Annotated in this window: 21 protein-coding genes and 2 other annotated features; all 21 genes read right to left on the reverse strand. The window is 39.4% G+C overall.

Features of this window, described 5'->3' with window-relative positions; translation table 11 throughout:
* Positions 1-126: 126 nt before the first annotated feature.
* The 21 genes from rpoC to radA all read right to left on the reverse strand — a co-directional run bounded on the left by rpoC (position 127) and on the right by radA (position 23,192).
* Entirely contained in the window at positions 127-3,810 is a 3,684-nt protein-coding gene (gene rpoC, locus MKX57_RS23250; protein ID WP_008181592.1) for a DNA-directed RNA polymerase subunit beta', read from the reverse strand.
* A 202-nt stretch (positions 3,811-4,012) separates the two neighbouring features.
* Positions 4,013-7,588, reverse strand: coding sequence for a DNA-directed RNA polymerase subunit beta (rpoB, locus tag MKX57_RS23255; RefSeq protein WP_008181590.1), 3,576 nt, complete (start codon positions 7,586-7,588; stop codon positions 4,013-4,015).
* Between the two features lie 242 nt (positions 7,589-7,830).
* A complete protein-coding gene (locus tag MKX57_RS23260; RefSeq protein ID WP_008181588.1) occupies positions 7,831-8,433 on the reverse strand; it encodes a methyltransferase in 603 nt (200 codons plus the stop codon).
* Positions 8,434-8,509: 76 nt separating this feature from the next.
* Positions 8,510-8,869 carry a 50S ribosomal protein L7/L12 gene (gene rplL, locus MKX57_RS23265; RefSeq protein ID WP_008181586.1) on the reverse strand — a complete coding sequence of 120 codons (360 nt, stop codon included), beginning with the start codon at positions 8,867-8,869 and terminating at the stop codon, positions 8,510-8,512.
* 73 nt (positions 8,870-8,942) lie between these two features.
* Positions 8,943-9,443 carry a 50S ribosomal protein L10 gene (rplJ, locus tag MKX57_RS23270; RefSeq protein ID WP_036121626.1) on the reverse strand — a complete coding sequence of 167 codons (501 nt, stop codon included), beginning with the start codon at positions 9,441-9,443 and terminating at the stop codon, positions 8,943-8,945.
* Between the two features lie 32 nt (positions 9,444-9,475).
* Positions 9,476-9,621: a sequence feature (ribosomal protein L10 leader region), on the reverse strand.
* A gap of 54 nt (positions 9,622-9,675) precedes the next feature.
* Positions 9,676-10,374 (reverse strand): 50S ribosomal protein L1, encoded by a 699-nt coding sequence (gene rplA / locus MKX57_RS23275; RefSeq protein WP_089986396.1) that lies wholly within the window; start codon positions 10,372-10,374, stop codon positions 9,676-9,678.
* A 116-nt stretch (positions 10,375-10,490) separates the two neighbouring features.
* Positions 10,491-10,916, reverse strand: coding sequence for a 50S ribosomal protein L11 (gene rplK / locus MKX57_RS23280; RefSeq protein WP_004233593.1), 426 nt, complete (start codon positions 10,914-10,916; stop codon positions 10,491-10,493).
* Between the two features lie 230 nt (positions 10,917-11,146).
* Complete coding sequence (gene nusG, locus MKX57_RS23285; RefSeq protein WP_036121629.1) at positions 11,147-11,680, reverse strand: transcription termination/antitermination protein NusG; 534 nt, start codon at positions 11,678-11,680, stop codon at positions 11,147-11,149.
* 335 nt (positions 11,681-12,015) lie between these two features.
* On the reverse strand, positions 12,016-12,201 hold the full coding sequence (secE, locus tag MKX57_RS23290) for a preprotein translocase subunit SecE (RefSeq protein ID WP_089986398.1): 186 nt from the start codon (positions 12,199-12,201) through the stop codon (positions 12,016-12,018).
* Between the two features lie 47 nt (positions 12,202-12,248).
* Entirely contained in the window at positions 12,249-12,395 is a 147-nt protein-coding gene (gene rpmG, locus MKX57_RS23295) for a 50S ribosomal protein L33 (protein WP_075807303.1), read from the reverse strand.
* 76 nt (positions 12,396-12,471) lie between these two features.
* Positions 12,472-13,119 (reverse strand): RNA polymerase sporulation sigma factor SigH, encoded by a 648-nt coding sequence (sigH, locus tag MKX57_RS23300; protein ID WP_054610143.1) that lies wholly within the window; start codon positions 13,117-13,119, stop codon positions 12,472-12,474.
* A gap of 68 nt (positions 13,120-13,187) precedes the next feature.
* Positions 13,188-13,700, reverse strand: a complete 513-nt coding sequence (locus MKX57_RS23305) for an NYN domain-containing protein (protein WP_008181857.1) — start codon at positions 13,698-13,700, stop codon at positions 13,188-13,190.
* 2 nt (positions 13,701-13,702) lie between these two features.
* Positions 13,703-14,455 carry a 23S rRNA (guanosine(2251)-2'-O)-methyltransferase RlmB gene (gene rlmB, locus MKX57_RS23310; RefSeq protein WP_008181856.1) on the reverse strand — a complete coding sequence of 251 codons (753 nt, stop codon included), beginning with the start codon at positions 14,453-14,455 and terminating at the stop codon, positions 13,703-13,705.
* Between the two features lie 7 nt (positions 14,456-14,462).
* Positions 14,463-14,876, reverse strand: coding sequence for a Mini-ribonuclease 3 (locus tag MKX57_RS23315; RefSeq protein WP_012296087.1), 414 nt, complete (start codon positions 14,874-14,876; stop codon positions 14,463-14,465).
* Positions 14,877-14,881: 5 nt separating this feature from the next.
* Positions 14,882-16,282 carry a cysteine--tRNA ligase gene (gene cysS, locus MKX57_RS23320; RefSeq protein ID WP_089986399.1) on the reverse strand — a complete coding sequence of 467 codons (1,401 nt, stop codon included), beginning with the start codon at positions 16,280-16,282 and terminating at the stop codon, positions 14,882-14,884.
* Positions 16,279-16,929, reverse strand: coding sequence for a serine O-acetyltransferase EpsC (gene epsC, locus MKX57_RS23325; protein WP_089986400.1), 651 nt, complete (start codon positions 16,927-16,929; stop codon positions 16,279-16,281). The genes cysS and epsC overlap by 4 nt, the downstream gene beginning before the upstream one ends.
* 193 nt (positions 16,930-17,122) lie before the next feature.
* Positions 17,123-17,342: a binding site (T-box leader), on the reverse strand.
* A gap of 50 nt (positions 17,343-17,392) precedes the next feature.
* Positions 17,393-18,853 (reverse strand): glutamate--tRNA ligase, encoded by a 1,461-nt coding sequence (gene gltX, locus MKX57_RS23330; protein ID WP_089986401.1) that lies wholly within the window; start codon positions 18,851-18,853, stop codon positions 17,393-17,395.
* A gap of 88 nt (positions 18,854-18,941) precedes the next feature.
* Positions 18,942-19,418, reverse strand: a complete 477-nt coding sequence (gene ispF / locus MKX57_RS23335) for a 2-C-methyl-D-erythritol 2,4-cyclodiphosphate synthase (protein WP_008180601.1) — start codon at positions 19,416-19,418, stop codon at positions 18,942-18,944.
* Positions 19,419-19,805: 387 nt separating this feature from the next.
* Complete coding sequence (gene ispD, locus MKX57_RS23340; protein ID WP_008180603.1) at positions 19,806-20,501, reverse strand: 2-C-methyl-D-erythritol 4-phosphate cytidylyltransferase; 696 nt, start codon at positions 20,499-20,501, stop codon at positions 19,806-19,808.
* Between the two features lie 11 nt (positions 20,502-20,512).
* Entirely contained in the window at positions 20,513-21,598 is a 1,086-nt protein-coding gene (locus MKX57_RS23345) for a PIN/TRAM domain-containing protein (protein WP_008180605.1), read from the reverse strand.
* 217 nt (positions 21,599-21,815) lie between these two features.
* Positions 21,816-23,192: a DNA repair protein RadA gene (gene radA, locus MKX57_RS23350; protein WP_008180607.1), complete on the reverse strand. Its 1,377-nt coding sequence runs from the start codon at positions 23,190-23,192 to the stop codon at positions 21,816-21,818.
* Positions 23,193-23,217 lie beyond the last annotated feature (25 nt).

Below are 23,217 nucleotides of genomic sequence, written 5' to 3' on the forward strand. Positions count from 1 at the left end.
CGAAGTATAGACAGTTAACTATCAACCTTCAATATATTATCATTACCATTTTATACTGTCAACTAATATCTTTAAAAAGTCCGAAGAGATGGCGTAATTCCATCTCTTCGGCACTATTTTTAATATTTATTCAGCAGAAACGACTTCTGTGTCAAGCTCATCTTTTTCGATGCGGATTTGACGGTAACGTTGCATACCAGTACCTGCAGGAACAAGTTTACCGATAATTACGTTCTCTTTTAATCCAAGAAGCTCGTCACGTTTACCCTTAATTGCTGCATCTGTTAACACACGTGTTGTTTCTTGGAACGATGCTGCAGATAAGAATGATTCTGTTTCAAGAGAAGCTTTTGTAATACCTAGGATTACAGGACGACAAGTAGCTGGGTTTTTGCCATTCATAACAGCATCTGCGTTAGCCTCTGCAAATTGGTGGATATCTAGTAATGAACCTGGTAATAAATCTGTATCTCCAGCTTCAATTACACGTACTTTACGAAGCATTTGGCGAACCATTACTTCGATATGTTTATCTCCAATTTCTACCCCTTGCATACGGTATACTTTTTGAACTTCTTTTAATAAATATTCTTGAACAGTTGAAACGTCTTTGACTTTTAACAATTGTTTTGGATCGATAGAACCCTCTGTTAGAACCTGACCACGCTCTACATTATCACCTTCGATAACTTTTAGACGTGCATTATAAGGCGCTTGATACTTACGAGTTTCTACGTCACCTTGAACAGTGATTTCTTTTAAGCCCTCACGGATTTCTGTGATATCTGAAACAGTACCTGCGATCTCTGAAATAACAGATTGACCTTTTGGATTACGTGCTTCAAAGATCTCTTGGATACGTGGAAGACCTTGTGTAATATCGTCCCCGGCAACCCCACCTGTATGGAATGTACGCATTGTTAACTGTGTACCCGGTTCACCGATTGATTGAGCAGCAATAATACCAACTGCCTCTCCTACCTCAACCTTTTCACCTGTTGCTAAGTTCATGCCGTAACATTTTTTACATACGCCATGTTTTGTATTACATGTAAATGCTGAACGGATAGTCACTTCTTCAATACCAGCTTCGATAATTGCTCGAGCCACATCTTGATCGATTAAACCATCTTTGTTTAGAATCACTTCACCAGTTTCAGGGTGTAAGATTGTTTTCTTCGTATGACGACCAACAATACGCTCATCTAGAGCCTCGATTAGCTCTGTGCCTTCCATTAATGCACCAATTGTTAAACCACGGTCAGTACCACAGTCATCTTCGCGCACAATTACATCCTGTGCAACGTCAACAAGACGACGTGTTAAGTAACCTGAATCGGCAGTTTTTAGGGCTGTATCGGCAAGACCTTTACGAGCACCGTGAGTTGAGATGAAGTACTCTAATACTGTTAAACCTTCACGGAATGAAGATTTAATTGGTAGTTCGATGATACGACCAGCCGGGTTGGCCATCAGACCACGCATACCTGCTAACTGTGTAAAGTTAGACGCGTTACCACGGGCACCTGAGTCAGACATCATGAAGATTGGGTTTGTTTTCTCAAGAGACTTCATCAGTTTCGCTTGGATTTCATCTTTGGCAGCACTCCAGCTTGAGATAACACGGTCATAACGCTCATCCTCTGTGATGAAACCACGGCGGAATTGCGCTTGAACTTTATCTACTTTTTCTTGAGCTACTGCTAAAATTTCACCTTTGTCAGGTAATACGACGATATCAGATACACCTACAGTAATACCAGCACGTGTTGAATACTTGAATCCAAGGTTTTTCATGCGGTCAAGCATTTTAGATGTTTCAGTAATGTGGAAACGTTTAAATACTTCAGCAATGATATTTCCTAAGAACTTTTTACGGAATGGATTTACAACTGGTACAGATTCAAAATGCTTGCGCAATACAGCTGTACGTTGTGCGTCAATTTTCCCTTTTTCATCAAGGCTATTATAAGCACTATCTGATTCAAGCTCTTTTAGTGTGTCTTCGTCAATTGTTAATTTCGCAAAGTATTTTTCTGGTGTCACTTGCTCTAAGTTAAAATCAGTCGGCTCATTGATATAAGGGAATGATTCAGGCAAGATTTCGTTAAAGATTACTTTACCGACAGTCGTTAATAGGAACATATTATTTTGTTCCTCTGTGAATGTTGGGTTATTTAACGAACTAGCTTTAATAGCAATACGTGTATGCAAATGCACATGACCTGTATCATATGCGATTAAAACTTCGTTTGGACCGTAGAAAATAGTACCTTCTCCACGTGCATTTTCACGTTCAAGCGTTAAGTAGTAGTTTCCTAATACCATATCTTGCGAAGGTGTTACTACTGGTTTACCGTCTTTTGGATTCAGGATGTTTTGCGCAGCAAGCATTAGAAGACGAGCCTCAGCTTGAGCTTCAGCAGACAATGGTACGTGAACCGCCATTTGGTCACCATCGAAGTCAGCGTTATATGCTGTACATACTAATGGGTGAAGACGAATAGCACGACCTTCTACTAGTGTTGGTTCAAATGCTTGAATACCAAGACGGTGTAGCGTTGGTGCACGGTTAAGTAATACTGGATGCTCACGGATAACATCTTCTAATACATCCCAAACGTCGTTGTTTAAACGTTCGATTTTTCGCTTAGCAGATTTAATGTTATGAGCAAGACCACGTTCTACTAGTTCCTTCATAACGAACGGCTTGAATAATTCAATAGCCATTTCTTTAGGTAGACCACATTGGTACATTTTTAAGTTTGGACCTACTACGATAACGGAACGACCAGAATAGTCAACACGCTTACCAAGTAGATTTTGACGGAAACGACCTTGTTTACCTTTCAACATATGTGAAAGTGATTTTAGTGGACGGTTACCAGGACCTGTTACAGGACGTCCGCGACGACCATTATCAATTAACGCGTCAACAGCTTCTTGTAACATACGTTTTTCGTTTTGTACGATGATGCTTGGAGCACCTAAATCTAATAAACGTTTTAAACGGTTATTACGGTTGATAACACGACGGTATAAATCGTTTAAATCTGAAGTTGCAAAACGTCCACCATCTAATTGCACCATTGGACGAAGCTCAGGTGGAATTACAGGAAGTACATCTAAAATCATCCATTCAGGTGAGTTACCTGAGTTACGGAATGATTCAACAACCTCTAAACGTTTGATAGCACGAGTACGTCTTTGACCTTGTGCAGATTTTAACTCTTCTTTTAAAGAATGCGTCTCATCCTCTAGGTCAATTTTGCCTAATAATTTTTTAATTGCTTCTGCACCCATTGCAGCTTCGAATGTATTTCCGAATTTTTCGCGGTATGCACGGTACTCTTTTTCTGAAAGTAACTGTTTGCTTTCTAAATTCGTCGCACCAGCCTCAATCACAACGTATGAAGCAAAATAAATAACTTCTTCAAGTGCACGCGGTGACATATCTAAAATTAGACCCATACGGCTAGGAATACCTTTGAAGTACCAGATATGAGAAACTGGTGCAGCTAATTCGATATGACCCATACGTTCACGACGAACTTTAGCACGCGTTACTTCAACACCACAGCGGTCACAAACTACACCTTTATAGCGAACACGTTTATATTTACCACAATGACATTCCCAATCCTTAGTTGGCCCAAAAATACGCTCACAGAATAAACCATCTTTTTCTGGTTTTAACGTACGGTAGTTAATTGTTTCAGGTTTTTTAACCTCACCATATGACCAAGAGCGAATCTTGTCAGGGGATGCTAAACCAATTTTCATATATTCAAATTCATTAACGTCTATCAAGGAGCCTACCTCCCTCTAGTATAGGTCTTTATAAAGACTCTTTACGCAGCTCGATAATCGTTTGCAAAGAATTTCCTCTTTGACAAAGGATTAGAAATAGAATGATTTATTAAAAGAAAAAGCCAGGCAGGGCGTTAAATCCTGCCCGGCTAATTTGAAAAATAAGTTTGACCTTATTCACAATTGTGAATGTTGGTTTCCATTATTCAAAAGACTCTACTGGCTCTTCTTGAGTATCTGGCTGTGGTGCGATGTTAAGTGCATCAGCTGGTTGAAGATCTTCTTCTTCGTCTAAATCACGAAGCTCTACTTCTTCATCATTAACTGTTAGCATCTTAACGTCCATACCAAGAGATTGAAGTTCTTTAATCAATACTTTGAATGACTCAGGAACGCCTGGCTCTGGTACACTTTCACCCTTAACGATGGCTTCATATGTTTTTACACGACCAACAACGTCATCGGATTTAACTGTTAAGATTTCTTGAAGGGTATAAGCGGCACCGTATGCTTCAAGTGCCCATACTTCCATCTCACCAAAACGTTGTCCACCAAATTGCGCTTTACCACCAAGTGGTTGCTGCGTAACAAGTGAGTAAGGACCTGTTGAACGCGCGTGAAGTTTATCGTCAACCATGTGAGCAAGTTTGATCATATACATGATCCCAACAGATACACGGTTATCAAATGGTTCACCAGAACGGCCATCATACAGGATTGTTTTACCGTCACGGTTCATCCCTGCTTCTTCCATCGTTTCCCAAACGTCTTCTTCATTTGCACCATCAAATACTGGTGTTGCCATGTGGACGCCTAGATAGCGAGAAGCCATACCTAAGTGTAATTCTAAAACTTGTCCGATATTCATACGAGAAGGTACACCAAGTGGATTTAACATGATATCTACAGGCGTGCCATCTGGCATGAATGGCATATCTTCTTCTGGCAAGATACGAGAGATAACCCCTTTGTTACCGTGACGTCCGGCCATTTTGTCCCCAACGCGAATTTTACGTTTTTGAACAATATAAGCACGAACTAATTGGTTAACACCTGGTGGTAATTCATCGCCATCTTCGCGGTTAAATACTTTAACATCCAGAATGATACCGCCAGCACCGTGTGGTACACGTAATGATGTATCACGAACCTCACGAGCCTTTTCACCGAAAATAGCATGTAATAAACGCTCTTCAGCCGTTAATTCTGTAACTCCTTTAGGCGTTACTTTCCCTACAAGAATATCACCATCGCGTACTTCCGCACCGATACGGATAATACCACGTTCGTCTAGGTTACGAAGTGCATCTTCACCGACATTTGGAATATCACGAGTGATTTCTTCAGGTCCAAGCTTTGTATCTCGAGACTCTGACTCATATTCTTCAATATGAACAGATGTATAAACATCATCTTTTACAAGGCGCTCACTCATAATAACAGCATCCTCATAGTTAAAGCCGTTCCAAGTCATGAATGCAACAAGTACGTTACGTCCAAGAGCTAATTCGCCTTTTTCCATTGATGGACCATCTGCTAAAATATCGCGAGGCTTCACGCGTTCGCCAACTTTTACAAGTGGACGTTGGTTATATGAAGTACCTTGGTTTGAACGAATGAATTTTTGTAATTTATATTTTGTTAAATCGCCTTTAACCTCTTTGCCATCTACAACTTCAATGCGGCGAACATGGATAGAGCGAGCCTCAACGTGCTCAACAATACCATCATACTTCGCTACTACAGCTGCACCAGAATCACGTGCATCCACATGTTCCATACCCGTACCAACGAATGGTGCTTCTGGGTTAAGAAGTGGAACTGCTTGACGTTGCATGTTTGCACCCATAAGTGCACGGTTAGAGTCATCGTTTTCTAAGAATGGGATACACGCAGTCGCTGCAGAAACTACTTGTTTAGGAGATACGTCCATGTAGTCCATTTGAGCTTTATTGAATACTGTGTTATCACCACGGAAACGACCTACTACTTCGTCCTTTGCAAAACTGCCATCTGGATTTAATAGTGAGTTTGCTTGTGCTACGTAGTAGTTATCTTCTTCATCAGCTGTTAGGTAATCAATTTGTTCCGTTACTTGACCTGTTTCGTGATCAATACGACGGTAAGGCGTTTCGATGAAACCAAATTTATTTACTTTAGCGAAAGAAGATAATGAGTTGATTAAACCAATGTTTGGACCCTCTGGTGTCTCGATTGGACACATACGACCATAGTGAGAGTAGTGAACGTCACGTACTTCGAAACCAGCACGCTCACGTGTTAAACCACCAGGCCCTAATGCAGATAATCGACGCTTATGCGTTAATTCTGCTAATGGGTTTGTTTGGTCCATGAATTGTGATAATTGAGAGCTTCCGAAGAACTCTTTAATTGACGCAATTACTGGACGGATATTAATTAATTGTTGTGGTACGATAGCCGCTGTGTCGTTAATAGACATACGCTCACGTACTACACGTTCCATACGAGACAAACCGATACGGAATTGGTTTTGCAGTAACTCACCTACAGAACGTAGACGACGGTTACCTAAATGGTCAATATCATCTGTTGCTCCTACTTGATAAAGCAGGTTGAAGAAATAGCTTACTGAAGACAGTACGTCAGCAGGTGTAATATTCTTCACTTCTTCATCGATATAGGCATTACTAATGATATTAATTTCTTTTTGTGCTTCATCTTTGGGTGCATAAATTTTAATAGATTGGATTGTTACATCATCCTCAAGTACTCCACCAACTTGTGATAAAGTACGGAAACCAATACCTTTCGAAGAATCTTCTAGGTAAGGTAGGATTTTATCTAAAGTACGGCGATCAAGCACTGTACCTTTCTCTACTAAAATTTCGCCTGTTTCTGGATCTACAAGCGTTTCAGCAATCGTTTGGTTGAATAAACGATTTTTAATATGAAGCTTTTTATTCATTTTGTAGCGTCCAACATTCGCTAAATCATAGCGTTTTGCGTCGAAGAAACGAGAGTATAATAAACTTTTCGCACTTTCAACTGTTGGTGGCTCACCTGGACGTAAACGCTCGTAGATTTCTAAAAGTGCTTTTTCAGTACTTTCAGAGTTATCTTTTTCTAACGTATTACGTAAATACTCGTTATCACCGATAATATCGATAATTTCTTGGTCTGAGCCAAAACCTAATGCACGAAGTAATACGGTTACTGGTAACTTACGAGTACGATCGATACGTACATAAACTACATCTTTTGCATCCGTTTCATACTCTAACCATGCACCACGGTTTGGAATCACTGTAGCTCCAAAACCTTTTTTACCGTTCTTATCCGTTTTATCATGGAAATACACACTTGGTGAACGAACTAATTGTGAAACGATAACACGTTCAGCACCATTGATAATGAACGTACCTGTTTCAGTCATTAATGGGAAGTCACCCATAAAGACATCTTGTTCTTTCACTTCGTCTGTTTCTTTGTTGTAAAGACGTACTTTCACGCGTAATGGAGCTGCGTAAGTAACATCTCGCTCTTTACACTCATCAACATCATATTTAGGATCACCTAATGAATAATCGATGAATTCTAATGAAAGATTACCTGTAAAGTCCTCGATCGGCGAAATGTCACGGAACATTTCACGTAAACCTTCTTCAAGGAACCACTCGTAAGACGCCGTTTGAATCTCAATCAGATTTGGAAGCTCAAGCACCTCTTTAATACGCGCAAAGCTTCTACGCTGGCGGTGTTGTCCGTACTGAACTAGTTGACCTGTCAACTCATTCACCCCTCAATAAAGCGATATTAGGTCTTTGCAAAATCATACAAATAGTGTATGATTTCGAAAGACAAAAAGAAAACGAGTCTTCAAAAAGATCTCATTTTCGGTTAACTAAACTTATCTTGGCAAGTATACCCATATTAAAACAATTCTATACAAAAAGGGCATACGACCTCAAAATAATATTTTTGCATTTTATCATATTATCATAGCCGATTTGTCAAGTCAATAAATTATACATATTTCATTTATTTTTTTGCACGTACTATCCAGTATCCTTTTTTCTTCTCTACAACATCGACTTCGGAAAATTTACCTTCTAGGTAACTTACTGTCGATGGCGCTCCTTGTTTCTTCTGAATCACTACCCAAAGCTCTCCAGATGACACTAGTCTATCATAAGCTCCATCGTAAAAGCGGAAAATCGTTTCCTTCCCTGCACGAATTGGTGGATTCGTTAAGATAGCTGCTGCTTCTATATCTTTATCAACCATCGATAGGCCGTCACTCACAAATATTCGCACATTTTGAACACCGTTCACTTGCGCATTTTTTTGCGAAAGCGCAACTGCACGTTCATTTATATCCATCATACAGACGGTACGGTCTGGATTTGCTTTGGCTATGGATAATCCTATCGGCCCATAACCACAACCTATATCAAAAATCGCACCATCAATATTAGGCATTTGAAAAGCGTCTATTAAAACACGGGATCCAAAATCTACTTCGCTTTTACTAAATACACCTGCATCCGTTTCAAATGAAAACGAATGCCCTAGTAATTTGAATGTCCAGTGACGAGGTTTACTCTCAGTTTGAGGATTACTTGTATAATAGTGATCTGACATTTTCACGCCTCCTCAGAATGAAGAAAAAAGCTCGCCAATATGACGAGCTTTCCTTTTGTTTAAAAGTAACGCGAGATTACTTAACTTCTACAGATGCGCCAACTTCTTCAAGTTTAGTTTTGATTTGTTCAGCTTCATCTTTAGAAACGCCTTCTTTAAGAGCTTTAGGAGCGTTATCTACTACTTCTTTAGCTTCTTTAAGACCTAAACCAGTGATTTCGCGAACCACTTTGATTACTTTAATTTTTTCTGCACCAGCAGATGCTAATACTACGTCGAATTCTGTTTTCTCTTCAGCTGCAGCAGCACCGCCAGCAACTACTGCTACAGGAGCAGCAGCTGTTACACCGAATTCTTCTTCGATAGCTTTTACTAAATCGTTTAATTCAAGAACTGTCATAGCTTTGATAGCTTCTAAGATTTGCTCTTTGTTCATTATAATTTCCTCCTAATTGGATAATGTTTTATTTTTTTGCGGTCAGGCCGCGGAAGTTTTTGGACGTATTAAATTACGCGCCTTGTTCTTCTTTTTGTTCTGCAACAGCTTTTGTTGCAAGTGCGAAGTTACGCACTGGAGCTTGAAGTACAGATAAAAGCATAGAAAGTAGACCTTCGCGTGATGGAAGTTCTGCAAGTGCTTTAACATCTTCAACAGAAGAGATTGTACCTTCGATAATACCAGCTTTAATTTCTAAAGCTTCGTTTTTCTTAGCGAACTCGTTGATGATTTTAGCAGGCGCTACAACATCTTCATTTGAGAACGCAATTGCGTTAGGACCAACTAATACGTCGTTGATTCCCGCAAGACCAGCAGCTTCAGCAGCACGACGAGTTAAAGTGTTTTTGTATACTTTGAACTCAACGCCAGCTTCACGAAGTTGTTTACGAAGCTCTGTTACTTGTGCAACATTAAGACCACGGTAATCCACTACTACTACAGAAGAAGCGCTTTGGAATTTCTCAGTAATCTCTTGAACTTGTACTTGTTTGTTTTCGATTGCTTTGCTCATGATGACACCTCCTATTAGAATGGGTCATTTATACCGACAAAAGAAAAGCCCCTACGTCAAATAGACACAGAGGCTGAAAGTCATCATCTTTAAATAAGAATCTGAATTCCGATGTCCTCGGTAGGAACATTAAGTGACAAGTCACTCCTACTGTCTACGGTACAAATGGATAATTCACAACAGCAATGATTATATCATGTAACCATTGCCATTGTCAATATATATATTTAAATTATTTTACTACTACGTTAGCAGCGTCAATTTTAACAGCTGGGCCCATTGTAGTTGTAATATTTACAGATTTCATGTAAGTACCTTTAGCTGCAGCAGGTTTTGCTTTTTGAACTACATCAAATACAGCTAAGAAGTTTTCTACTAATTTTTCTGCAGAGAAAGAAACTTTACCGATAGGAGCGTGGATGATACCAGCTTTATCAGCACGGTATTCTACTTTACCAGCTTTGATTTCTTCGATAGCTTTTGTTACATCGAAAGTAACTGTACCAGTTTTAGGGTTTGGCATTAAGCCTTTAGGTCCTAATACACGACCAAGTTTACCAACTTCACCCATCATGTCAGGAGTTGCTACGATTACATCGAAATCAAACCAACCTTGTTGGATTTTTTGGATGTACTCTGCATCACCTACATAGTCAGCACCAGCAGCTTCTGCTTCTTTAAGTTTTTCACCTTTTGCGAATACTAATACGCGTTGAGTTTTACCAGTACCGTTTGGTAGCACTACTGCACCACGGATTTGTTGGTCGTTTTTACGAGTATCAATACCTAAGCGAAAAGCAACTTCTACAGTAGCGTCGAAGTTTACTGTGCTAGTTTTTTGAGCAAGTTCGATTGCTTCTTGTGCATTGTATAGTGAGTTACGATCAATTAATTTAGCTGCATCTTGCAGTTTTTTACCTTTTTTAGCCATTATATATTTCCTCCTTGATTGTGGTTATAGCGGATTTTACCTCCCACGAATAAAGGTTGCGTGTTCACAAAGAAACTTCGCAACCTTCCAAAAAACAAAACATCAAGTAACTGGGATTAGTCTTCGATAACAATACCCATGCTTCGTGCAGTACCTTCTACCATTAACATAGCAGCTTCTACTGAAGCAGCGTTAAGGTCTGGCATTTTAGTTTCAGCGATTTCGCGAACTTTATCACGTTTAACCGTTGCCACTTTTTTACGATTTGGTTCACCAGATCCAGATTGGATACCAGCTGCTACTTTAAGTAGAACCGCTGCAGGTGGAGTTTTTGTAATGAAAGTGAAAGAACGGTCTTCGAATACTGAAATTTCAACTGGAATAATAAGACCAGCTTGATCAGCAGTACGCGCGTTGAATTCTTTACAGAATCCCATGATGTTCACACCCGCTTGACCTAATGCAGGACCAACCGGTGGAGCTGGGTTAGCTTTACCAGCAGGGATTTGAAGTTTTACAACTTTAATAACTTTTTTAGCCACGAGACACACCTCCTTAAGTCCGTGATGTGGTAATTGGGTTGCCCCTCCCACTCAATATCTGTCTGTCAGCTAAGTGCCGATAACATTAAAATTATCATTACAGACGTCAAACAAAAGTATGACAGTCTGACCTATGAAATGATACCACTTTTAATTTTTTTAAGCAAGTGGTAATTAACAAAATCTGCGAAACATCTACCAATTGGCATGTCACAGTTCTAGTAATTGTACTATAATTTTTGAATTTGTTCGAAGTCTAGCTCCATAATTGTTTCGCGACCAAACATATCAACAGACACTTTCACTTTTCCTTTTTCTGTGTCAATTTCTTCAACACGTCCTTGGAAATGAGCGAATGGCCCTTCTAATACTTCAACCGCTTCACCAATAGAGATATCTACTTCGACAACTTTATCAGTCATGCCCATTTGCTGTAGTAGACGATCCGCCTCTTCTGGTAGTAAAGGTGTTGGTTTTGCTCCTCCACCAGATGACCCGATAAATCCTGTTACACCCGGCGTATTACGCACTACATACCAAGAATCATCTGTCATAATAAGCTCTACTAATACATAACCTGGGAAAACTTTACGCATCATTGTACGCTTTTTCCCATCCTTCATTTCTGTTTCCTCGTGTTCAGGAACAATCACTCGGAAGATTTTATCTTGCATTCCCATTGTTTCTACACGTTTCTCTAGGTTTGCTTTTACTCGGTTCTCATACCCTGAATACGTATGAACAACATACCAATTTTTCTCCATAACTACTAGGACTCCTCGTCCGTCCCTCCCTTACAAATAAAAGTGAAAATGAATCGCGATATGCTAGATGCATTTCTTACTCTTTTCACAAACATCTCATGTAGACATAGCCCTTCCCTATTAAGAAAGCCTGATGATATGTATCGAAACTAGCATAGTCATCTATTGCTACTATCATACTTATCATAATGAGATTATCTTACTGCCATTCACTTCACCCATATCACTCGCCCATAAAGATGGAATTGTCTGCTGAATGAAGGTAAAACAAACGAAAAAACCCGTTATTGCATTGGACGGGCTATTTCATAAGTATTAACATGCTATTTACTAAATTATAAATCTAAGTACCAGCGGAATAATGATGAAATACCTAAGTCAACTAACACAAAAAATAAAGCCATAACGACAACAGTTGAAATAACAACGACTGTATATTTAGTCAACTCTTTACCTTTTGGCCAGCTTGTTTTGCGCATTTCTGACATTACATCACTGAAAAAGCCTTTGATCTTGCCCATTCTAGCTTAACCTCCGAATCAATCAATCTGTCTATTTACATATCATTTTATAGCGTTTGTTTATGCACTGTATGTTCATTGCAATGCGAGCAAAATTTTTTTAATTCGAGGCGTACAGTGGAGCCTTCTTTAGCCGGGAACGTGTAATTTCTCGATCCACATTTCTCGCAATTTAGCACGACTTTTTTTGCCATATACTCACCTTTTTCGGCACTTTGTCTTTTTAAGACTAACACCTATATTTGTCAATGTCAATAATGCCTCTGCCCTCTAAGACATTTCCTCAAGGACTAAATGTCGCTCTAATTTACGCTTCACTCGCTGCAAAGCATTATCAATCGATTTCACATGACGATTTAATTTTGCAGAAATTTCATGATACGATTGGCCATCTAGATATAGGGCTAAAACCTGTAACTCTAGTTCACTTAAAATCTCACTCATTTTCTCTTCTAAATAACCAAACTCTTCTCTATGAATTATTAATTCTTCTGGATCATCCATGATAGCGCCTGTTAAAACATCCATGAGCGTTCGGTCTGATTCTTCATCAAAAATGGGCTTGTCCAAAGAAATATAAGAGTTAAGAGGTATATGCTTTTGCCTAGTAGCCGTTTTAATAGCAGTAATAATTTGCCTTGTAATACATAACTCAGCAAAAGCTCGGAAAGAAGCAAGCTTATCCCCTTTAAAATCACGAATCGCTTTATACAAACCGATCATGCCCTCTTGCACGATATCTTCCTTATCAGCACCAATTAAGAAATAGGATCTTGCCTTCGCTCTAACTAACAAACGGTATTTCGTAATTAAATAATCCAACGCATCTGTATTACCTTGATGCACCATTTCAATAAGTTCTTCATCATTGAATCGTTCAAAATCTTGTGTCACTTGTACAATGCTATTTTTAAACATGGTATCACCTCAGCCACAACAGATAATTAGGAACAGTATAACGGAATTGGAAAATATGCGTCAATCAATCATTTCAATCCACGTCTCCATTTTTCGAATGCTATCGCCACATCTGGCTTTAATTCTATACGTGAAGGTGGTCTACTTTCTTGTTTCCTTTTCACATCGTGCGATATTTTATGCTGGATAATGCTTGTATCTATTTCTAGTTCTCTAGCTGATTTTCTCAAGGCTCCATTACCAAAAATAACACTTTGCTCTGCCATATCGGAAGTTGCTACGTGTATTTGTACATTTCTAGCCTTAAGTTCATGCGTCATTTTTTCAATACGTTCATCTGCCGTTTCATTTTTCCGAGTATAAATGACTTCAACATCACTTTCTAAATAAGATTGCTCTACGCCTGGAACTAGATGTGCGTCAAAAACAATAATTACGCGCCAACCCATAGCTGCTTTATATTCAGCCATAAGTTCTATCAACCTTTTGCGAGCATCCTCAAAATTTGTATCCCGCAATGGTCGAAGCTCTTTCCAGGACCCAATCATATTATAGCCATCCACTAGCAAAATGTTTTTCATTGTTACTCAATCGCTTCTTGACGTTTACGATACACTTCGTACATTAATAGCGCTGCAGCTACTGAGGCGTTCAACGATGTCACATGTCCTACCATCGGTAAATGATACAAGAAGTCACATTTCTCTTTTAACAAACGCCCCATTCCCTTACCTTCACTACCGATAATGATAGCCAATGGTAATGTTGCATCCATTTTTCGATAGTCTACAGAGCCCTTTGCATCTGTACCAGCAATCCATACACCTCGTTCTTTTAGTTCATCTACTGTTTGAGCTAAATTGTTTACACGGACTACAGGAACGTGTTCAATAGCGCCTGTTGATGCTTTCGCCACGACAGCTGTTAAACTCACTGAACGGCGCTTAGGAATAATAATACCGTGCGCTCCTATTGCATCAGCTGTTCTCATAATAGAACCTAGATTATGTGGATCTTCAAGCTCATCTAAGATTAAGAAAAAAGGATCCTCTTGTTTTTTTGCGGCTGCAGCAAATAAATCCTCTAGTTCAGCATACTGATAAGCTGCAACAGAAGCAACAATCCCTTGATGATTTGCACTTGATAATTGATCGACTTTCTTTTTCGGAACAAACTGAACGATCACTCCACGTTCTCTAGCTAAATCTAGCAGTTCGTTGACACCCGATTTTTTTACACCTTCTGCAATCCATACTTTATTCATATCGCGTCCTGAACGAAGTGCTTCTAACACTGGGTTTTTACCTGCAATAATTTCTCCATTTTGTTCTGTCATTATAATTCTACACTCCTTTCGATTCCTCGATGATTTGAATAGCATATGCAATGATTTCATAGACACGTTCAAGTTCATTTAATAAATATAAACTACCAAGTACCGCCTCAAAACCTGAGCTATTTCGATAAGTTTGAACATCTGTATTTTTTGGTACAGAGCCGGACTTGGCATTACGTCCACGGCGGAACACTGCCAACTCCTCCTCTGTTAAATAATTTTCATCCATCATACGATGAACAATCATAGATTGTGCTTTTGCCGAAACGTAACGTGTTGCCTCTCGATGAAGTGTATTCGGTTTAACTCGACCTGAACGTAGTAAGTGTTCTCGTATCTTTTGCTCCAATACGGCGTCACCCATATAGGCTAACGCCAACGCATTTAATTGCTTAACATCTTCATTGCGAAGTTTATCCAACTTAATTACCCTCGTTTCCATCTAGTTCCTTGTCGCGTATCTTCTAAAATGATACCTTGGGCTTGCAAATGGTCACGAATCTCATCAGAACGAGCAAAATCACGATTTTTACGTGCCTCTACACGTTCTTGTAGTAATGCATCAATTTCTTCGTCTAATAATTCCTCTTCTTTTGCAAATTTAATACCTAAGACGTCACCTAGTACTTCAAAAGTTTCAATAAAAGTTTCTAGCACTTTCTTGCAAGTATTCGTTTCGTTTAAATAAATATTAGCAATACGAGCTAACTCAAATAATACCGAAATTCCGTTAGCAGTATTAAAATCATCATCCATTGCCTCTTCAAATTGCGCTTTTTGTTCAGTAATTTTATTAAGCCACTCATCTGAGTGATCGCCTAAGCTTACCGTAGTCGTAAGGCGATGCTTCACATTGTTGTAGGCTGTACGAATGCGCTCTAAGCCAGCTGCAGCTGCCTCTACTAAATCCTTCGCAAAATTAATGGGATGGCGATAATGTACCGATAACATAAAGAACCGTAGTACTTGTGGATCAATTTGTTTACGAATATCATTCACCAGAATAAAATTCCCAAGAGATTTAGACATCTTTTCATTATCAATATTAATATAACCATTATGCATCCAATAACGTGCAAATGTTTTATCATTATGAGCTTCTGATTGTGCAATTTCATTTTCGTGGTGTGGGAAAGTTAAATCCTGTCCACCAGCGTGAATATCAATAGTATCTCCTAAATGCTCACGAGCCATTACAGAACATTCAATATGCCACCCAGGACGGCCATTCCCCCAAGGACTTTCCCAGAAAATTTCTCCTGGCTTCGCTGCCTTCCATAAAGCAAAATCCAATGCATCATCTTTTTTCTCGCCAGCTTCAATACGTGCACCAATTTTTAAATCATCCACTAATTGATGTGATAATTTACCATAGCCATTAAACTTGCGCGTGCGGTAATATACATCACCTGCTGACTCATAAGCATAGCCTTTTTCAATTAAGATTTGGATAAACTGAATGATATCAGTCATATGCTCCGTAACGCGTGGATGAACATCTGCCTTTTTGCATCCTAATGCAGTAACATCTTCAAAGTACGCAGCAATAAAGCGCTCTGTTAACTCATGCACTTCTTCACCAAGCTCATTGGCAGCCTTAATAATTTTATCGTCTACATCCGTAAAGTTGGATACAAACTTTACATCATAGCCTTTATATTGGAAATAGCGACGTACTGTGTCATAAACTATAACAGGACGTGAATTCCCGATATGGATATAGTTATAAACGGTAGGACCGCAGACATACATTTTCACTTTGCCTTCTTCTAGCGGCACGAAGGTTTCTTTTTGTCGTGATAATGAGTTGAAAATTTGAATACTCATTGTGTCTCTCTCTCCTTTTGTAAGCGTTCAATTTCTTGCTTTAATTCAATGATCTGCTTCTCAAAAGCTTGACAGCGATCTTCCACAGGATCAGGTATATTTTGATGATCTAGCTTTTTCTCTAGACGAACTCCATCCTTAATCACTATTTTACCAGGTATACCGACCACGGTGGCATTTGGCGGCACCTCTTTTAAAACAACTGACCCCGCACCAATTTTACTATTCTCGCCAACTGTAATAGAACCTAATACTTTAGCCCCGGTTGCTACAAGGACATTATCCTCTAATGTAGGGTGGCGTTTCCCCTTTTCTTTCCCTGTACCCCCTAGAGTTACACCTTGATATAATGTAACGTTATCACCAATTTCACATGTCTCACCAATGACAACACCCATTCCATGGTCGATAAAAAAGCGGCGGCCAATTTTCGCGCCAGGATGAATTTCAATACCAGTAAAAAAGCGGCTTATTTGTGAAATGGCACGAGCCATGAAATAAAAACGTTTCTTAAAGAACCAATGAGCCACTCGATGTGCCCATGTGGCATGCAAACCGGAATATGTTAATATCACTTCTAAAACACTACGCGCTGCTGGATCATTTTCAAAAATGGTTTCCACATCTTCTTTCATCCTTTTAAACACAAAAACTCCCCCTTTTTATGTTGGTCTTGCTCAAATTCCTAGAAATCCTTCACACAGAGCTGTCACTGTAGTCAATTTTCTGTAGAATTCTCTGCCTAAGATGATGTGGCATGTTTGTTTGAAATGCCTCCCTCTTCATCAATGAATGAATGAAGATAAAATAAAAAACGCCCCTATCATCCCTAAAAGGAATGACAGAGACGCTTGAATTTGCGTGGTTCCACTCTGATTGAAGGCAAAAAGCCTCCCACTCTGGACGTTCTTTAACGAGAACGAATCGATAAAGCCTACTATAGTTCAGCTTTATGCTCAAAGGTGCATTTCAGTTTTGCCTAGACTCAGACCACTTTCAGCCGGTGATGGTCCTCTCTTTAGAGCATGCGCCACTTACTTCTCCTTATCAACGCTTTACCAATGTAAATACATTTTACAACGAACGAATCAATTGTCAATGAATTTCTATTTATTGCGCAAATTTTTCTACACGATCAATTGCTTTCTCTTTACCAATTAAGCAAATAGCATTTGGGAGCTCAGGTCCATGTGTTTCACCCGTTGTGACAACACGGATTGGCATAAATAAATTTTTACCTTTATGACCTGTTGTTTTCTGCACAGCTTTTATAGCTGCTTTTACTGCATCTGGCGTAAATTCTTCTAATTCTTCAAGTTGCGTCTTGAATGCAGCCATTACCTCAGGTACTTGTTCTCCTGCTAAAACAGCTTTAGCTTCTTCATCATATTCAATATGGTCTTTAAAGAATAGGCTAGATAATTCAACAATCTCTGAACCAAAGCTCATTTGGTCATGGTAAAGCCCAATTAAATCCGTTGCCCATGCATGTTGCTCCGCTGTAAGTTCCTCTGGTAAGAGTCCAGCTTTTTGTAAATGTGGTAAAGATAAAGCAACCACTTCTTCTAAAGATAGTTTTTTAATATATTGATTATTCATCCATGTCAACTTTTGTTTATCGAACATAGATGGTGATTTAGAAAGACGCTTTTCATCAAAGATTTTAATAAATTCTTCTTTAGAGAAAATTTCCTCTTCCCCTTCTGGAGACCAGCCAAGTAAAGCAAAGAAGTTGAACATTGCTTCTGGAAGATACCCTAAATCCTTATACTGAGTGACAAATTGAATAATGGATTCATCACGTTTTGATAGCTTTTTACGGTTTTCATTAATAATTAATGTCATATGACCGAAGCGTGGATACTCCCAACCAAATGCATCAAAAATCATCATTTGTTTTGGCGTATTAGATAAATGCTCTTCACCACGGAAAACATGAGAAATCTCCATAAAGTGATCATCTAGAACTACAGCATAGTTATACGTTGGAATTCCGTTTGCTTTTACAATTACCCAGTCACCAATGTCTTTAGATTCAAATGTAACTTGTCCACGGACTAAATCTTCAAAATCATACGTTACATTTTCTGGTACGCGCATACGAATTGTGTATGGCTCACCTGCTGCTTCTTTAGCAGCAACTTCCTCAGCAGATAGATGACGGCATGTACCATCATAAGTAGGAGCTGCTACACCTCTCGCTTTTTGTTCCTCACGAGATGCTTCCAGTTTTTCTGAAGAACAGAAGCATTTATAGGCTGCACCTTGCTCTAATAGCTTTTCAGCGTGCTCTTTATAAATATCAAGACGCTCCATTTGACGATAAGGCGCATAAGGTCCACCTATATCAATGGACTCATCATATTCAATACCTAACCATTTTAGGTTATCTAGCTGAGATGCTTCTCCACCCTCTACATTACGTTCAATATCCGTATCTTCAATACGTACAATGAATTTACCGTTATGATGTTTTGCATATAAATAATTGAATAATGCTGTACGCGCCCCACCGATATGTAAAAAACCTGTTGGAGATGGCGCGTAACGAACGCGAACTTCTTTCGTCATATTAAAAGCCTCCTAAATTTTCGATCAAAATTGACTTTGTTCATTTTACCACTCTGTAACTGGAAATAAAAGCGGAGTTCACTCACATTTATTTCTTCATCAAAAGAATCGTTGCCATCGCTGCTATACCTTCCTCACGACCGGTAAAACCTAGACGTTCAGTTGTAGTCGCTTTGACATTTACCTGTGACGGCTCAGCATGTAACAATTCTGCAATACGATTTTGCATTTGCTCAATATATGGTGCCATTTTCGGTCGTTGAGCCATAATTGTACAATCGACATTGCCTAGAATATATCCTTTATCCTCAACAATTTTCCAAATGTATTCTAATAATTTAGCTGAATCCGCGTCCTTAAAAGCTGGATCCGTATCTGGAAAATGACGCCCAATATCTCCTTCTCCAATTGCTCCTAGCGCTGCATCTGTCACTGTGTGTAATAAAACATCTGCATCTGAATGTCCAACTAATCCTTTTTCATGTGGAATAGTAATACCACCGATAATTAATGGACGCCCTTCTTCAAATGCATGTACATCAAAACCTTGTCCAATTCGAAACATAAGATAGAGAGACTACGTTAGCAATACATGTGGATTTTATTGCTCCTAGATTGCCTATAATGCAGTCTCATTCACCTTCCTTCACTGTTATCTATTTACTCACTACTATACCCTCACATTTTAACATATTTCCTAGGAAATTGAGCTGATAGCAATTAGTGAGCATTTTCTTGTACCGTTAGATCCATTACACCTTACCACCTAGGTGTGATTGCTTCTAGTTTTTTCAAGCTAACACATCATTATTCGCATTGATGTCGCGGTCCATTATTACAACAGGGATTTGAACGACAGCTAAAAAACAAGCATATCCTCTTCATCATTTCTTGCTACATCAATATAAAATCTCATTAGCAACTATCACTAATGAGATGTTTAAACTAATAACTATTCGTTTAGTTGCAATGCGCGTTTTCGTAAAATAGCTTCTCCGAATAGTAAATCCTCTTGTGTCGTCATTTTCACATTTTCGTAGCTGCTTTCTACAATATGCACCGTGTGACCAAGACGCTCGACTAGCATTGCTTCATCGGTACCAAGAAAACCTACTTTTTCAGCAACATCCTCTGCCTCAACAATTAAATCAAACCGAAAGGCTTGCGGCGTTTGAATCATCCATAGGCTGTCCCGATCTACCGTTTCCTCAATGACACCATTTCGAACTTTTTTCATTGTATCTTTGGCTCGGACACCTGCAATAGCTGCACCAAAGTCGTGGGCACTTTGAACAAGATTTGCAATAATATCATGTGTAATAAAAGGCCGTGCCGCATCATGAACAAGTACAATGTCTACCTGTTGCATTTCCTTCATACATGAATGTACAGAATGCTGTCGTTCAGCCCCACCATCAGGTAAACCTTTGACTTTCGTAATGCGATATTCATCGAGTAATTCTTGAATATAGATACGCTCCTCCGGTTTTACCGCTAGCCAAATACCTGTGCAAAAGGGATCTTGTTGAAAGACCTCTAACGTGTGTATCAGTATAGGCTTCTTTAAAAGTTTTAAAAATAATTTATTTTGTCCTGCCCCCATACGTTTACCGCTTCCTGCGGCAGGTAAGACTACTTCATACTGCATTTTTTCACATCCTAATCGTCCTTCGGCTTCGCAAATATCATACGACCTGCTGACGTCTGCAATACACTCGTTACTGTTACTGTTATGGCCTGTCCTATATAGCTACGACCGCCTTCCACAACAATCATCGTACCATCGTCTAAATAAGCGACCCCTTGATTATGCTCTTTCCCATCCTTAATGACTACCACCTGCATATCTTCACCTGGAATCACGACAGGTTTTACGGCATTCGCTAAGTCATTTATATTTAATACTTTCACATGATGTAGCTCACAGACTTTATTAAGGTTAAAATCATTTGTGACAATCTGAGTATCGTTACCCATTTTTTTTGCCAGTCGTACAAGTTTTAAATCTACCTCTTGCACATCCTCAAAATCCTCATCTGTAATCTCTACATTTGTCTTACGTTCATCCTGTAACTTTTTTAATATATCTAAACCTCGACGACCTCTTGTACGCTTTAATGTATCTGAAGAATCGGCAATATGCTGAAGTTCTGTAAGGACAAACTGAGGCACCACTAGAACCCCTTCGATGAATCCTGTTTCAGAAATATCTGCGATACGACCATCAATAATGACACTTGTATCTAACAATTTGTAACTTCCTCGCACTTCTGGAATTTCAGCACCCTCAGCAGCTTTTTTCTTCGTATGATTACTACGTAAAGTAAAAAGCTGTATTAATTCATCCCTTTTTCTAAAACCTAGACGGAAGCCTAAATATCCTAATACAAATGACAGGATAATAGGGAGCACCTCTGTAACAACGGGGAACTGCACACTATTAATAGCAAAGCCTAAGAAATACGCTACAATTAGCCCTATTATTAGGCCAAGCGTACCGAATAATAAATCTCCGACAGGGACCTTAAACAGGACCTCTTCCATCCAGCTAATGAGCTTCACAAAATAATCGGAAAACGCAAATGACAATGTAAACAGTAAAAGCGCTCCTAATGCTACTGATACGTAAGGATTATCAAGCCAAGGATTAGATGATAAATGAAGCAATTCGTATAATGGCGGTAAGAAAACAAGGCCCAACGCTCCTCCAATCAGTAAAAAAGCAATTTGAACAAATTTTTTCACAAGCTGTCACCTCCTATTGTTAGTTAAGATTATACATAGTTTACTGTAGAAAATCCTTCATCAGCCCATCAAATTATCATTATTTAATCTCTATTTTCCATCTCACCTTCACCATGCATTAACTAGGACGCCTATCCCTTTACTTGAGTTTCCTCTTTTTCCTTCAAAAATGAAGGAAAATGCATGTCAGAATAATATCTAACATGCATGGTTTTTCCTATAACTCTCTAAAGCAGGCATTTAATGCATCCTTTATCGTTTCTACCCCGATAATTTCAATCCCTTGTGGAAAATCCCATCCACCTATATTGGATGTAGGAATGAATACTCTTTTAAAACCAAGCTTCGCTGCTTCAATGACACGTTGCTCAATACGGGATACTCGGCGCACCTCTCCTGTCAGACCTACCTCACCAACAAAGCAATCCGTTGCTCGCACAGCCTGATCCTTAAAGCTAGAAACGATGCTTGTCAGAACAGCTAAATCGATGGCGGGTTCGTCCAATTTCACACCACCAGCAACTTTAATATATGCATCCTGCGCTTGTAGCATGAGACCCATACGCTTTTCAAGTACGGCCATCAGTAATTGCACTCTATTTTGATCAACCCCTGTTGCCATCCGCTTAGGGTAATTAAAGCTGGTAGGCGTTACGAGCGACTGAATTTCAACGAGAATTGGCCTTGTTCCCTCCATTGAGGCAACAATCGTGGAGCCCGCAGCTCCTTGTGAACGCTCCTGTAAAAACAGCTCAGATGGGTTCAAAACCTCTTTTAGCCCACCCTGTAGCATTTCGAATATAGCAATTTCATTTGTAGAGCCGAAGCGGTTCTTTTGACTTCGTAAAATACGATGATTATGATGCCTTTCCCCTTCAAAATACAGGACTGTATCCACCATATGCTCTAAAATACGAGGCCCTGCTATTTGCCCCTCTTTCGTAACATGCCCAACTAAGAAGATCGCAATTCCTTTTGTCTTAGCAATTCGCATAAGCTCAGCTGTACACTCACGGACCTGTGAGACACTACCTGGCGCACTTGTTACCTCTGGATGAAAGACGGTTTGTATGGAATCAACAATGACAAATTTCGGCTGTACTTCCTCAATCGTTTGATTCAAAAACTCAAGATTTGTTTCAGAATAAATATACAGCTCTTGTGAAATTACCCCCAAACGCTCCGCACGTAGCTTCGTTTGACGGATAGATTCCTCACCAGAAATATACAGCACACGATGACCTTTATTAGAGAGCAAGGCTGAAACTTGTAGTAATAAAGTGGATTTCCCAATCCCTGGATCACCACCTATTAATACTAGAGAGCCAGGCACAATACCGCCGCCTAATACACGGTTCAGCTCGCCCATTTCTGTCGCTACACGGGACTCTTCACTAGCCTCCACCTGAATGATAGGGATTGCCTTTTGAGTAACAGTAGCAGAATGCTGGAAAGCCCCACGTGGTCCTTTCGCAATCACTTCTACTTCCTCCACCATCTTATTCCATTCCCCACACCCTGGACATCTTCCCATCCATTTTGCTGATTCATAGCCACAGCCTGAACATACAAATTTCGTTTTTTTCTTTGCCAACTTTCTTTCACCTCGAATATTTGTT

Source organism: Lysinibacillus sp. FSL M8-0216 (genome assembly GCF_038595555.1).
Classification (GTDB): domain Bacteria; phylum Bacillota; class Bacilli; order Bacillales_A; family Planococcaceae; genus Lysinibacillus; species Lysinibacillus fusiformis.